Source organism: Lysobacter soli (assembly GCF_003382285.1).
Lineage (GTDB): Bacteria > Pseudomonadota > Gammaproteobacteria > Xanthomonadales > Xanthomonadaceae > Lysobacter_J > Lysobacter_J soli.
In genome coordinates, this window is sequence record NZ_QTJR01000001.1 from 430,700 (window position 1) to 445,993 (window position 15,294).

Here is a 15,294-nt window from a genome sequence, read left to right on the forward strand (position 1 = left end):
TCAGGGCGTCCGCGCGCCGAATTCGGCCTGCATCCACGCGGCGATGCGCTTGAACAGCACGCCGCGATGCTTGCGAAGGAAGAAGGTGTGGTCGTATTCGCGCCAGAACTCCAGGCTCACCTGCTTCTCCTGCGCGGCGCGCCCGAGGCTCGCGGCCAGCTGCGCGCGATGGTTGAAATAGTGGTACGCGCCACCGGTGAAGACGAACAGCAGGCGAACGTCGCGCGCGACCATCTCCGAGAGCATGCCGCGTGCCTGCCCGCGTTCGGGCCAGTCGCGGAAATCCGACAGCGACGGCGCGGGATTGCGGCGCGACATCAGGAAACGCAGCACCTTTCCGACGTCGAACAATCGCGGCACGACATGCCGAACCCAGAAGCCCGGCGTCGGATACGCCACACCGTCCAGCAGGATCGCCCCGGCCACGCGCGCATCGACGGCGCCGACATGGAACGCGTCGTCGGCGCCCGAGCACAGGCCGCAGAGGACGAAGCGCTCCGCACCGGTTTCGTGCGCGAGCACGCGCATCGCGGCGTCGATCTCGCGCTGGCGACGCTCGCCCGCGGCCTTGCCCGGCAGCGCGCTGTCGCCGAGGCCGGACTGGTCGAAACGAAATACCGCGAAACCCAGCGCCGCGAGCATGCGCGCGAGTTCCACGTGCATGCGGAACGGACCCGTATGGCGCGTGAGCCCTGCGTTGAGCAACAGCACGCCGACCTTCGCCACGTCGCCGTGCGGCCGCGTGACCACGCCGACGAGGCCTTCGCCGAATCCATGCGCGGTCTCGACGAACGCGTCGTGCGCGTGCGTCGCCGCGTGAGTGTGCGACCGCGCGACCTCCGTGCGGCCTTCCAGCGCCTTCTCGTCGAGTTGCAGGTTCACCACGGCACCTGTGCGGTCATGCGCTGCGCGAGCTGGGCGACCGCGCGACGCGGGAATACCTGGCCGCCGAAACGCGACGGCACGTTCCATTCGGGACGCTCGCCTTCGTCGAGCAGCACCGCTTCCACCGACACGCCGCCAGCGCGTTGCTCGCGGGCGAAGCGATCGAGCTCCTCGTCCATTTCCCACACCGCCATGCGCACGCGGCTGCCGCGCGGCAGCTTCAAGTGCGCGGCATCGAGTGCGGACAATGCGTCGAGCAACGCGTCGGTGGCGCCGAAGCCGAGCAGCTCGCCTTCGTCGGATTCGTGCGTGACGTTCACGTAGCGGCCGCTGCCATGCAGTTGCTGACGATGTTGCCCTCTCCACGAGGCCACGAGCGTCGCGCCGACCAGTTGCGGATCCCACAGCACGACTTCGACCGGATCGACGCGGCGTTCCAGCGCGGCGAGCAGCGGCAACGCCGCGCTTCGCAGCGCGAGGAACTGCACGCTGTCCACTTCACCCCGGTGCAGCAGTTCGGTCGATGCACGTTCCAGGTCGTCGAGCATGCCCGGCAGGCTGAGCTCGATGTCCTGCCCGCCCGAATCGCCGGTGCCATACCAGTCGAACGTCAGCGCGGGAATGCCGTACTGCCCCACCGTCTGCGCGAGCGACCACAGCGCACGATGGCTGCGGATGCCATCCTGCAGCAGTGGCGCGCACAGCAGCAGCGCCTGGTTCGATTCCGGATTCGCGTCCTCGCGTCCGTGCAACAGGCCGAACAGGTTGCGTCCGGGTGCACCGAAAAAGAACGGCGCGCTCATTCGACCGTCCCCGGCGTGCGCAGCAGGCGCTTCATCGTGCGTGCCATGCGCGACCCCATGCCGCTGCGTTCCTCGCGCGCAATGTTCATCGGCAGGTCCGCGGCGATCTGCGCCAGGTTCGTCGCCGCCAGCCGCATCAGCTGGATGCGCACGCCGGTGTCCTTCGCCACGCGGCTGGACATCTGCACCGCGAGCATCGAGTTGCCGCCAAGGTCGAAGAAGTTGTCCTGCGCGCGCACGTCGACGCCGAGCAGTTCCTTCCACAACTCGCGCAGGTAGATCGCGCGCGGGTCGTGGTCGGCAACGGCATCGTTGTCCGACGCATCCGCCTTCTCCACCGAAGGCGCGGGTTCGCCGCGCCCCTGCGCGCTCAGGATTGCCGCGGCGAGCTTCGCCACCAGCGCCGGCGATTCGATCATGCCCTGGTGGTCGCCCGGAATCGGCACGACATGCACGTTGCCGCACATCGCTTCCCAGCCAAGCTTCGGCTTGGCGCTGAGCTCCGGCGGCTGGTTGTCGGCGCGGAACAGCACGATGCCACCGGCATACGGCTTGACGAAGTACTTCACGTACGCACGCATGTGCGTGGCTTCGAGCTCGGCGTAGCGCACGTTGTGTGGCAGTTCCTCACCCGCGTCGCGTGCCTGCTGCGCCTGCTGGCGAAGCTTCGACGCCTGCAGGCGCCCGCCGACGACGCCGCCGAGCGTCGCGATGCGCTCGCCCAGCGTCTGCCCCTGCATGCGGCGATGCAGCCGCCGCACGCGACCGGAGAGGCCGCTCTGCGCCTGCGCGCGATAGCGGATGCCGAACTCCGCCGAGGTATCGACCAGGCCGAGCATGCCGACGGTTTCGCCGGCGGCCATCAGTTGCTGGGCCATCTCGAAGGCGATGATGCCGCCCATCGAGCCGCCGGCCACGTGATACGGGCCGTGCGGCTGCACGCTGCGGATCTCGCGCACGTAGCGTTCGGCCATCTTCTCGACGCTGTCCAGCGGTGCGGTGCGGCCGTCCAGGCCGAGCGCCTGCAGGCCGTAGACCGGGATGCCGGCGGGCATCGCCTCGGCGAGCGGACGGTAGTTCAGCACGTTGCCGCCCACCGCATGCACGAGGAACAGCGGCGCGCCTTCGCCGTGCGGGCGGATCGGCACCAGCGGCGCCCACGGATCCGGACGTGCGTCGTCGCCATGCGCGTGGATGTCGTTGCTCACGCGCTGGTACTCGCGCGCCAGCGCACGCACCGTGCGCGCGGTGAGCAGCGTGGCCAACGGCAGGTTGACGCCGGTCTGCTTGTTGAAGCGATGGAACATCTGCACGGCCTGCAGCGAATGCCCGCCGAGCGAAAAGAAATCATCGTCCGCGCCGATGTCCGGCTTGCGTAGCAGGTCGCGCCAGATCTCGAGCAGCTGCAGGCCGGGTTCGTCCAGTGGCTCGTCGGTCTGTTCGGCCGTCGCGGCCGCGGGCTCCGCTTGCGCGTCTCCCGCTGGTTCGGGCGTGCGACCGAAGCGCAGCGGCTGACCGTCGTCGAACTGCGTGATCTGCTCGAGCGTGAGCGAGGGATCGCGACCGAGCGCCTTCAGTACCGCGACGTAGCGATCGCGCAGCAGCGCCGCGGTTTCGTCCAGGAAGATGTCGGCGTTGTAGATGAAGCCGCCCGACAGGCCCGTGTCCTGTTCGACGAACCACAGGCCCAGGTCCTGCGTGGATGCAGTCTGGAACACCGGATAGCGCTCGTGCGTGAGCGGTCCCCATTCGCACATGCGCTGGCGGATGTCCTGGAACGAGAACAGCGCGTGATACAGCACCGCGCCGCCTTCCCGGCTGCGCACGCTCAGCTCGCGCACCAGGTCTTCGAGCCGGATGTCCGGATGCGCGAAGCTGTCCAGCACGACGTCCTTCACCTGCTTCACGGCCTGCGCGAAAGTCATCGATGGATCGATCTCCATGCGCAGCGGCAGCAGGCTGGTGAAGTAGCCCATCAGGTTCTCGACTTCGGCCGTGTTGCGCCCGCGCACCGGCGTGCCGACGATCAGCTCGCGCAGGTTCGACGTGCGGCTGATCAGCGCGAAGTACGCGGTGAGCAGCACCATGTACAGCGTCGCGTCGACCTTGCGCGCGGTCTCGTGCAGCGCCGCGGTCACGTCGCTGGCGACGGTGATGCGATGCGTGACGCCGCGCCCCGACATGCCCGGGCGACGCGGCAGGTCGGTCGGGAGCGCTTCGATCGCGTGGCCGACGCCGCCCAGCCGCTCGCGCCAGAACGCCAGCTGCTTGGCGTATTCCGGGCCTTGCAGCCAGTCGCGGTGCCACGCGGAGAAATCCGCGTACGTCACCGTCAGTTCCGGCAGCTTCGGCTCGCGCTTCCCCAGCTGCGCGGCGTAGAGCTCGGCCATGTCGGTGTACATCAGGTCGAACGACCAGCCGTCCCAGATCAGGTGATGCGTCATGAAGAACCACACGTGCTCTTCCGGCCCGAGGCGGAACAGCCGCGAGCGGATCAGCGGCGCGCGATCGAGTTCGAACGGCGTCTGGATGAGCGCGTCCATGCGGCGGGAGACTTCTGCCTCGCGCTCGTCTTTCGGGAGATGGCTCACGTCGACGACGTCGGTGATGTCGACATCGACCACGTCGTGCACGATCTGCATCGGCTCGCCGTCGATGAGGCCAATGGTCGTGCGCAGCACGCTCTGGCGCTGGATCATCGCGTTCAGCGCGGCCTGGAACGCATCCAGCTCCAGCGGTCCGCGCAGACGATGCGCGCTGGGCGTGTTGTAGGTGATCTGGCCGGGGTTGAACTGTTCGAGCAGGTACAGCCGCTCCTGCATGACCGACATCGGCCCGCGCGTGCGATCGGTGAGCGGCTTGATCGGCTCGCGCGCAGGCAGCGCCTCGCCGTCCATGCCCTGCACCATCCGCGCAAGCTTGGCGACGGTCGGGCCGTCGAACAGCGCACGCAGCGACAGCGTGATCCCCAGTTCCTTGTTGATGCGCGAGGTCAGCTGCGCGGCGAGCAGCGAATGCCCGCCTAGCGAGAAGAAATCATCGTCGACGCCGACTTCCGCGACGCCAAGGACTTTCGCCATGGCATCGGCGATCGTGCGTTCCAGCGCATTGCGCGGCGCGACGCGTTCGCCGGCCAGCTTCACGGTCAGGTCGGGCGCAGGCAGCGATTTGCGGTCGATCTTGCCGTTGGGCAGCAGCGGGATCGCATCGAGGAACAGGATGTGCTGCGGGATCATGTAATCGGGCAGCGACCCCTTGAGGTACGACACGAGCGCCGCTTCGTCGAGTGCACCGCCCTCGCCCACCACATACGCCACCAGACGCACGTCGCCGGGGCGATCCTCGCGCGCGACCACGACCGCGCGCGCGACCTGCGCATGCGCCGCAAGCAGCGCTTCGATCTCGCCCAGTTCGATGCGATAACCGCGCACCTTCACCTGGAAATCCAGGCGTCCCTGGTGTTCGAGCACGCCGTCCTGGCGCCAGCGGCCGCGATCGCCCGTGCGATACAGCAGCGCGCCCTTCGACGCCGCGAAGGGATCTGCCACGAAGCGCTCGGCCGTGAGCTCCGCGCGATCGAGATAGCCCAGCGTCACGCCTTCGCCGCCGATCCAGATCTCGCCCGGCACGCCGAGCGGGCACAGCTCGCCGCGCGGATCGAGGATCCACACCTGCGTGTTGTCGATCGGACGACCGATGTGGATGTCCGACGCCGACGTCACGCGCGAACACGTCGACCACACCGTCGTTTCGGTCGGACCGTAGACGTTCCACAGCGAGCCGCAGCGCGTGAGCAGCTGCGACGCCAGGTCCGCCGGCAGCGCTTCGCCACCGCACAGGATCGTGAAGTTCGCATTGCCCTGCCATTCGGCATCGAGCAGCAGGCGCCACGATGCCGGCGTCGCCTGCATCACGGTCGCGCCGCTGCTGGCGATCAGCGCTTTGAGCGCGACGCCGTCGGCCGCGGTGACGCGGTCGGCGAGCACGACGCGCGCGCCCACGCTCAGCGGCAGCAGCAGTTCGAGCACGGCGATGTCGAAGGACAGCGTGGTCACCGCAACGAGGCGATCCTCCGCGCCCAGGCCCGGTTCCTTCGCCATGCTCGACAGGAAGTTGCTGACTGCGCGGTGCGGCACCTGCACGCCTTTCGGGCGACCGGTCGAACCGGAGGTGTAGATGACGTAGGCGACCGATTCCGGCTGCGCCGCGCCAGCGTCGCGACCGATGCGCGAGGTCGGCAGCGAGGCGAGTTCATCCTGCAACGTGTCGAGCGCGAGCACCGGGCGGCCGCGCAGATCGAAGTGGTCGGCGTGCCTGCTCGTCGTCAGCAGCGCGGCCAGGCCGGCGTCGCTGGCCATGTACGAGAGGCGTTCGGCCGGGAAATTCGGATCCAGCGGCACGTAACCGGCGCCGGCCTTCAGCACGCCGAGCAGCCCTGCGAGCATGTCCACGCCGCGGTCGAGCACGAGGCCGACCAGCGAACCGCGATGGACGCCGCGCGCACGCAGCAGGTGCGCGATGCGATTGGCGCGCGCTTCGAGTTCGTCGTAGCGCACGTGCTCGTCGTTGAATTCGACGGCGATGCGGTCGGGCGTGCGGTCGCACTGGCGTTCGAACACCTCGTGCATGCGGCGTTCGCGATCGAACGGCACTGGCGCCGGCTGCAACGCCTGCAGCTCCGCACGCGCGTTTTCGGACACGACGGAGAGGCGACCGAACGGCAGGTCCGGGCGCGCGACGGCCTCGCGCAGCAGCGTTTCGTACGCGGCCATCCAGCGGCGGATCGTCGCGTTGTCGAACAGGTCGGTGTTGTACTGGCATTCCAGCCGCATGCCGCCCTGCACCTGCACGGCGTTGACGAACAGTTCGAAGTTCTCGTAACTGCGCGGGTTGGTGATCAGGCGCATGCCCAGGCCATGGAAGCCCGTGCTCTCCTGATCCATCGCCTGGTCGATGTTGAACATCACGCTGCACAGCGGAAGGCGCGCGGGATCGCGCTGCAGCGGCAGCTTCTTCAGCAGCGTGCCGAAGGTGTAGCGCTGGTGTTCGATGGCGTCCAGCAGCGTGGACTGCGCGCCGCCGAGCGCCTGCTCGAAAGGCTGCGCGTGGTCGAGTTCAAAGCGGAGCGGCAGCAGGTTCACGCAATGGCCGACGAGGTGGTCATGGCCGTCCACCGACTGCCCGGCGGCGGGGATGCCGATGACCACGTCGTTCTGCGACGTCAGGCGCGACAGCAGCCCGGCGAAACCGGCGAGCAGCGTCGCGAACAGGCTCGCGCCCTGGCGCGCGCCGAGGCGGCGCACGGCGGCGACAAGATCGTTGTCGAGAAGGTGATCCTCGCGGATCGACGGGAACGTGCGGCGCGTTGGGCGCGCGCGGTCCGTCGGAAGATCGAGGATCGGCCCGCCATCGAAGAAGCGCGACAGCCAGTACGCTTCATCGCTGCGATAGGTTGCGCCCTGCGGATGTTCGGCTTCGGCCAGCGCGTAGTCGGCGAAGGATTCGGCGGGCGGAAGCGCCTGCGCCGCATGGCCTACCGCCTGCGAGTACAGCGTGCCCAGTTCGCGCACGATCACCCACCACGACCAGCCATCGCACACGATGTGGTGCGCGGTGAGCACCAGGTGGTGATGCGCGGGGGCCAGGCGCAGCAGGTCCGCGCGGAACAGCGCACCGTGGTCCAGATCGAACGGCGTTTCCACGACCTCGCGCGCGTGCGCGACCACGCGAGCGTCGCGCTCGGCATCGTCCAGCGACGACAGGTCGATCAACGCGAGGTCGATTTCGCGCTCGTCGTTGACGCACAGCGTGCGGCCGTCCGGTCCGAAGTTCGCGCGCAGGATGTCGTGGCGCGCGACAAGGCCACGCAACGCATCGCGCAGCGCGTCTGCGTCCAGTTCGCCGCGGAAATCCAGCGAGATCGATTCGTTGTACGCCAGCGATGCATCCACGCCGAGCTGGTCGGCGAGCCAGACTTCGCGCTGCGGTTCGGTGGTGGGCGCTACGCGCGACAGCGTGCCTTCGGCGAACGGATCGTAGTCGACCGTCGGGTCCTCGGGCACGGCGCCGGGAAACAGGCCTTTGTCCGATGCGGCTGCATTCATGCGCTCACCTTCATGTACTTGCCCGGCTGCTCCGGGTTCGGCACGAACCACGCGGGCGTGCCATCCGGTTCGCGGCCAAGTCGCGCACCGGGCACGACGGGCTTGCTGGCGTCCATTACCGTCTTCGGCGTCGCGGCACGACGCGGAAGCAGCTCCATGTCCTGCAGTTCGGCCACCGCATCCTTGAAGGCGGCGGCGATGCGCGCGATGTCCTCATCGCTGTGCGCGGTGGTGATGAAGCACGGGAAGTTGTCGAGGATGTGGATGCCGCGCATGCGCATCGACGCGAACAGCAGGTCCTGCAGCGGGTGCGCCTCGTGCCAGTGCGTCTTCCACACCGACGCGTACTGCTTCACCGACACCGGTGCACCGACGTCGGCGCAGTAGGCGTTGATGTCCGCGGCCAGCGCTTCGGCCTTGGCGTTGAGGCGCTTCTGCAGTTCGCCGCCATCGGCCTTGAAGTGCTCCAGCACCGCCTTCGCCGCAACCAGCGCGAGCGGATGGCGCACGAACGTGCCGGCGAAGTACGTCACGCCGACGGTGGGCACCGAATCGTCGCCGTACTGCCAGTGGCCGCCGTCCAGCGCGTCCATGTACTCGCGCTTGCCGGCGATCACGCCGATGGGGAAGCCGCCGCCGACGACCTTGCCGTAGGTCGCGATGTCGGCCTTGATGCCGAAGATCGCCTGCACGCCGCCCGGATTCGAGCGGAAACCGGTGACCACTTCGTCGAAGATCAGCAGCGCGCCGTTGTCCTGCGTGAGCTGGCGCAGTTCCTTGAGGAAGTCGACCGGACGGAAGTCCAGGCGGCGGCTCTGCACGGGTTCGACGAGCACCGCGGCGATCTCGTGGATGCGCGACTTGATGATCTCCATCGCCTCCGGCGTGCCGTAGTCGAGCACGAGCACGTTCTCGGCGGTGTTGCGCAGGATGCCCGGCGCGGCCGGCACGGCGCGCAGCGACTTGGTGCCGCGCACGATCACTTCATCGACGATGCCGTGGTAGGAGCCCGTGAACAGCACCACCGTGCTGCGTGCGGTGATGGTGCGCGCGATGCGCAACGCGCCGAGCACGGCTTCCGAACCGGTGTTGCACAGCGCGGCGCGATCGTGTCCGGTGAGTTCGCACACGAGCTTGGCAACGTCGCCCGCGACCGGATGCTGCGGGCCGATCTCGTAACCCTTGTCGAGCTGATCGCGCACCGCATCGAGCACGAAGTCCGGCTGCCAGCCGAACAGGCTCATGCCGAAGCCGTTGAGCGCATCGACGTACTCGTTGCCGTCGATGTCGAACACGCGCGAGCCCTTCGAACGCTCGACGACGATCTGGTAGACGATTTCCTTCGTCAGCGGACGGAAGCCGTTGACCACGCGCGGATCGGCCAGCTGCGCGCGGTGGGCCTGCGTGTACTCCTTCGACTTGCGCGTGCGCGCGACGTAGCGGTCCATGAAGGCGTCGAGCTTGGCCTTCTGCTGCGGCGACAGGTCGGTGTCGACCTGGCTCTCGATGCGCGCGATGGCACCGAAGGCCTTCTTCACGTCGTACTTCTGCTGCACGGCGCCGGTGTCTTCCTCTCCTTCGGCGGGCTTCGGCGGCGCGACGGGCTGCGGCGCAGGCGCGGCAACGGCCGGCGCGGGAGCGGCGGCGACGGGAGCAGCGGCAACCGGAACAGCCGCCGGCGCTGCGACGCCGCCGGACAGCAGCGCCAACTGCTGCGCCATCAGCTGCATCTGCTGCGCGATGACCTGGCGCGTGAAGTCGTTGCCGCCGTCCAGCGCGGGCAGCGCGACGGGCGCCATCGCCACCATCTGTGCGGCGGCGACCGGCGCGACGGCCACGGCCGCCACGGGCGCGGGGGCCGGCGCGGCTTCGGCCGGCAGTGTCGCGTCGAGCATGCCGGCCAGGCGATCCAGGCTGCTGCAATCGCCCATGAGCTGGCGGAAGTTCACCGGCACCTCGAACGTCTTCTGCAGCTGCACGGCGACCTGCGTCAGCATCAGGCTGTCCAGGCCGAGTTCGATGAAATTGGTGTCCGCGTCGGCGTCGCTCATGTCGAAACCGGCGACGTTCTCGAACAGGCCGCGCAGTTGCCCGACCAGGCGTTCGCGACGGCCGGGAGCGGGCGCGGCGGGGACGGTGGCGGCGGCGGGCACGGCTGTAAGGGACGCGGACGGCATGACGGGCTCCAGTACGGTGTTGGTTCGTGCGGCGGTGGCGACGGCGGGGTGTGGGACGACGTTGCCCGGACTCGCAGCAACCGCCTCCACCCAATAACGTTGTCTCTCGAACGGATAGGTCGGCAGTCGCACGCGATGGCGGATCGCACGCGTATCGAAGGTCGACGGATCGACCGCCGCGCCCTGGCTCCAGAGCTTTCCGGCGGCGGCCAGCAGGTCGCGGCGCTCGCTCGACGGGTGGTCGGCGAGGCTGGCGACGGTCGCGATGCGCTGCTTCTGTACCACCGGCTGCTGCCGCGCGAGCGCGTTCAGCGTGCCGCGCGGGCCGACTTCCAGCAGCACGCGCGAGGCGGCATCGGCGTCGCCCAGCAGCGCCTGCAGCGCGCTGGAGAAGCGCACCGGCTCGCGCAGGTGGCGCGCCCAATAGTCGGGGGAAGTGGCTTCGTCCGCCGTCAGCACCGCACCGGTGACGGTGGAGACGATCGGCCGCGTCGGCGCGTTCAGGCGCATCGCGGCGACGGCGTCGCGGAAGGGCGCGACCACCGGTTCCATCATCGCCGAGTGGAACGCGTGCGAGGTCCGCAGCGCCCGGCAGGCGATGCCCTCGCCTTCCAACTGCGCCTGGAACGCGGCGACGGCATCGGATTCGCCCGCGACCACGCAGGCGAGCGGCGAGTTTTCGGCAGCGAGCGACAGCGTCGCCGGCAACCGGTCGCGTACCGCATCGGCGGGAAGCCGGATCGACAGCATCGAGCCGGCCGGCTGCGCCTGCATCAGCGCACCGCGACGCGCGATGAGGTGCAAGGCGTCGCGCAGTTCGAACACGCCGGCCAGCGTCGCGGCGACGAACTCGCCGATGCTGTGGCCGATCATCATCGCCGGCGCGATGCCGCGGCTCATCCACCACTTCGCCAGCGCGTATTCGATGGCGAACGTCGCCGGCTGCATGATCGAGGTCGGCAGCAGCGCTTCGGCGTCGTCGGCGAACAGGCGTTCGCGAAGACTGAAGCCGAGGTCGTCGCGCAGCAGCCCGGCGCATTCGTCCAGCGCGTCGCGGAAGACGGGCTCGGCCTCGTACAGGCTGCGGCCCATGCCGGGATACGTGGCGCCCTGCCCCGGGAACATGAAGACGACTTCGGCCGCGCGCGCCGGGCGGCTGCGCAGTGCATCGGCCTGCGTGTCGGGAGCGCGCAGCGTTTCGATTGCGGTCGCCGCGTCGTCCGCCGCAATCGCGATGCGGTGCGCGAAGGCCTTGCGCCCAACCGCGAGCGTCCATGCGACATCGGCGAGGTTCGCGTCGCGATTCGCGTCGAGGTGATCGGCCAGCCGCGCCGTCGCCGCGCCCAGGGCCGCCGGCGTGCGCGCCGACAGCACGAGCAGCTGAGGCCCGCGCGCCTCGTCGGACTCGGGCAGCAGCGGCGCTTCTTCGAGCACGGCATGCGCGTTCGTGCCGCCGAGGCCAAAGGAACTGACGCCCGCACGGCGCGGGGCGTCGCCCTCGCGTTCCCACGCGCTCATGCGCGCATTCACCACGAACGGCGTGCTGGCGAAGTCGATCGTCGGGTTCGGCGATTCGAAATGGATGCTCGCGGGAATGCGCTTCTCGTGCAGCGACAGCGCGGTCTTGATCACGCCCGCCGCGCCGGCCGCCGTCACCATGTGGCCAACGTTGCTCTTCAGCGAACCGATGCGGCAGAAGCCCGCATCGCCGGTGGAACGGCGGAATGCGCGTGTCAGGCCTTCGATCTCGATGGGATCGCCGAGCGGCGTCGCCGTGCCGTGCGCTTCGACATACGTGATGCTGCGCGCGTCCACGCCCGCCTTGTCGTGCGCGAGCGCGATGACCGCCGCCTGCCCTTCGCTGCTGGGCGCGGTGAAACTGGCGCGATTGGCGCCGTCGTTGTTGAGCGCGCTACCGCGGATCACCGCATAGACGGGATTGCCGTCGGCGATCGCGTCGGACAGCCGCTTGAGCAGCACCACCGCCGCGCCATCGCCGAACACCGTGCCCTTCGCATTCGCGTCGAAGGTGCGCGTGTGGCCGTCGGGCGACAGCATCGAACCTTCCTGGTAGAGGTAGCCGCTGCGCGGCGGGCACGTCACCGCGATGCCGCCGGCCAGCGCCATGTCGCACAGGCCGGACTGCAGGCTTTCCACCGCCTGCGCGATGGCGACCAGCGAGGTCGAGCACGCCGTGTGCACGCTGACTGCGGGCCCGGTGAGGTTGAGCTTGTGCGCCACGCGCGTGGCGATGTAGTCCTTCTCGTTGCCGAGCATCACCTGCAGCGCGCCGACGCGGTTCACCAGATCCGGATGCGCGGACACGTGGCGCTGGAAGTACGTGGCGTTGTTCATGCCGGCGAAGATGCCGGTGACCGACGAACCGGTCGCGTCGGGCGCATGGCCGCCGCGCTCCAGGCACTCCCAGCACAGTTCCAGGAAGATGCGCTGCTGCGGATCCATCAGCTCCGCTTCGCGCGGGCCGATGCCGAAGAACGCCGCGTCGAACAGTTCGACGTTGTCGATCACGCCGCGCGCGGCGACGTAGCCGGGATCGTTGCGGTCGGCCGCGCTCACCGCCGGATCGAGTTCGTCGATGCGGAACTGGGTGATCGAATCGCGGCCTTCGCACAGGTTGTTCCAGAAGCCTTCCACGTCATCCGCGCCCGGGAAACGCCCGGCCATGGCGACGATGGCGATCGGCTCGCGCGCGTCGACCGTGCGGCGCGTCGGCGCCTGCGCGGCTTGGACGCCGTCGAGCACCGCCGCAAGGCGCGCAGGCGTGGGGTTCTGGAAGATCGTGGGCGCGGCCACGCGCGGGCCGGCGGCGTCGGCCTGCCAGCCCTCCACGCGGATGTGCTCGGCCAGGCGCACGGCCAGCAGCGAACTGCCGCCGAGTTCGAAGAAGTTGTCGTCGCGACCGACGCCGTCGATGTCGAGCAGCGTGCCGAACGCGGTGCACAGCTTCGTTTCGATTGCGCTGATCGGCGCTGCGAAATCGGAAGTGAGTTCGGGCCGGCGGCGATCCGGTGCGGGCAAGGCGCGGCGGTCGATCTTGCCGTTGGTCGTCAGCGGAAGCTCGTCCATCCGCACGTAGCGCGTAGGCACCATGTACGGCGGCAGCGCCGCGGCGAGATGCGCGCGCAGCTGCGGCGCGTGGGCTTCCACGCCGGTATCGACGTAGTACGCGACCAGGCGCTTCTCGCCGGGGAAATCGGCGCGCGCGACGACCACGCACGAGGCGATCGCGGGATGACGCGCGAGCACGGACTCGATCTCGGTCAGTTCGATGCGATGGCCGCGGATCTTCACCTGCGCGTCGGTGCGGCCGACGAATTCGATCAGGCCGTCCTCGCGCAGCCGCACCTGGTCGCCGGTGCGATAGAGCACGTCGCCGTCGAGGAAGGGATTGGGCACGAAGCGCTCCGCATTGAGTTCGGGACGTGCGAGATAGCCGCGCGCAACGCCCGCGCCGCCCACGCACAGCTCGCCGATCACGCCGGCAGGCAGCAACTGGAGGCGACGGTTCAGCACGTAGGCGGTGGTGTCCTGCATGGCGCGGCCGATCGGGATCGACGCCGCACCCGGGGGCAGGTCGCGCGGGATCGCGTAGGACGTGCACATGATCGTGCACTCCGTCGGACCGTAACCGTTGTGCAGCTGCAGCTGCGGCGCGATGGCCTGCATGCGGCGGATGTGGTCGACCGAGAGCGTTTCGCCGCCGGCGATGAGGTCGCGCATGTTCGCGAAGATCGTCGCGTCCTCGTCCACGACGGCGTTGAACAGCGCCGCGGCCATGATCCCGGCGTTGGCATCGTGGCGCGCAATCGTGTCGCGCAGGCGCGCGGCGGTGGGCGCCACTTCGTCGTGCACGACGATCGTGCCGCCGTTGAACAACGGCCCCCACAGCTCGAGGCCGGAGATGTCGAAGCCGAGCGGCGCCTGGTGCAGCATGCGCGTGTCCGCGTCGAGCCTGACGTAGTCGACGCCGCGTAGGCGACGCACTAGCGAGCGGTGGCGGATTTCCACGCCCTTCGGCACGCCGGTCGAGCCGGAGGTGAAGAGCACGTACGCGAGCGAGTCCCCATCGGTGCCGGGCTCGTCGGCCAGCGGCGCATCGTCGCCATGCACGTTCACGCGCAGCGCATCGCGCGGCAGCGCCGGCGCATGCAGCTCGGGATCGACGACGATGGCGCGAACGCGCGCGTTGTCGACCATGAAGGCGACGCGTTCGGCCGGCAGCGCGAGATCGATGGGCAGATAGGCACCACCGGCCTTGATGACGCCGAGCAGCGCGACGACCGCGTCAAGCGAGCGCGGCAGCGCGACGCCGACGATCTCGCCGACCTTCACGCCCGCAGTGCGCAGGCGTGTGGCGAGCGAAGCAGCGCGACGATCCAGTTCGTCATAGGTGATGGCGGCATCGCCATGCACGACCGCAGTCTTCTCGGCGAACGCGGCCAGCGTCTGCGCGAAACAGGCGTGGACGGTATCGAATTCATTGCGTGCGGGCGGCGCGATGGCCCACTCGTCGATCTGGCGCGCGCGGTCGGCCCTATCCAGCGCGTCGATGTCCGACAGCGGCAGGTGGGCGTCGGCGGAGAGCATGCGCAGGCTGCGGACGACGGCCTCGCCGACCAGCGCCGCGGCTTCGCGCGAAAGCGGCGCGCGGAAGTCGACGCAGAGGCGTTCGGCGTCGATGCGCCAGGTCGATGCGGCGAAGTCGGGGATGTCGCCGCGCTCATCCGAAACCGCCCACGCGGACGGGTGCGGGGCCGCGATCGGATCGGCGGCATCGGTCGTGTCCGCCAGGGCCGCGCGGTCGATCGAGCTCGCCACGCGAGCCTGATGCCATGCATCGCCGCGTCGCACCGTTGCGAGGACGTCATCGGCGCCCGACAGCCACGACTCGACCGACACCAGCGCCGCGACCAGCACGTCACGCGCGCGGTCATCGCTATGCAGCGCGGCTGCAACATCGGACGGCAGCGCGAACGCGAGCGACTGCGCGGCATCGTCGCCTGCAGCGGAATGCTGCGGAAGTACATCCAGCAGCGGCGAATCGATGGCCGGCATCGGATTGCCGGTGTCTTCCCGTGCCGCCACTGCCCGCGTACCCATGCGCCTGCTCCTTCTCCACCTGCCGGCGACGTGCGCCGTCGGCAACGATCACGTCCAAACCGGCGTCGATCGGCCGGCGGATTGCGTCAAGACCGGTTGTCGCGCCGGCTCCGCTGCGTCATTGCGCCCGGATGCGTTGCGCGGCCAAAGGTTGGCGTGTCGTCGCGATCGGGTGCGGCCGGACCGCTGCCACGCACCCCGCGC

Annotated in this window: 4 protein-coding genes; all 4 read right to left on the reverse strand. The window is 69.3% G+C overall.

Going from position 1 to position 15,294, the window contains the following annotated elements; all coding sequences use genetic code 11:
* From DX912_RS01880 to DX912_RS01895, 4 genes are read right to left on the reverse strand one after another with little or no spacing between them, the layout of a single operon-like run.
* On the reverse strand, positions 1-882 hold the full coding sequence (locus tag DX912_RS01880; RefSeq protein WP_147298539.1) for an alpha/beta hydrolase family protein: 882 nt from the start codon (positions 880-882) through the stop codon (positions 1-3).
* Positions 879-1,688 (reverse strand): alpha/beta hydrolase family protein, encoded by an 810-nt coding sequence (locus DX912_RS01885; protein ID WP_115840748.1) that lies wholly within the window; start codon positions 1,686-1,688, stop codon positions 879-881. Before DX912_RS01885 ends, DX912_RS01880 begins: the two co-directional genes overlap by 4 nt.
* Positions 1,685-7,792: a non-ribosomal peptide synthetase gene (locus DX912_RS01890; protein WP_115840749.1), complete on the reverse strand. Its 6,108-nt coding sequence runs from the start codon at positions 7,790-7,792 to the stop codon at positions 1,685-1,687. The genes DX912_RS01885 and DX912_RS01890 overlap by 4 nt, the downstream gene beginning before the upstream one ends.
* On the reverse strand, positions 7,789-15,090 hold the full coding sequence (locus tag DX912_RS01895) for a polyketide synthase (protein ID WP_233433439.1): 7,302 nt from the start codon (positions 15,088-15,090) through the stop codon (positions 7,789-7,791). Before DX912_RS01895 ends, DX912_RS01890 begins: the two co-directional genes overlap by 4 nt.
* Positions 15,091-15,294 lie beyond the last annotated feature (204 nt).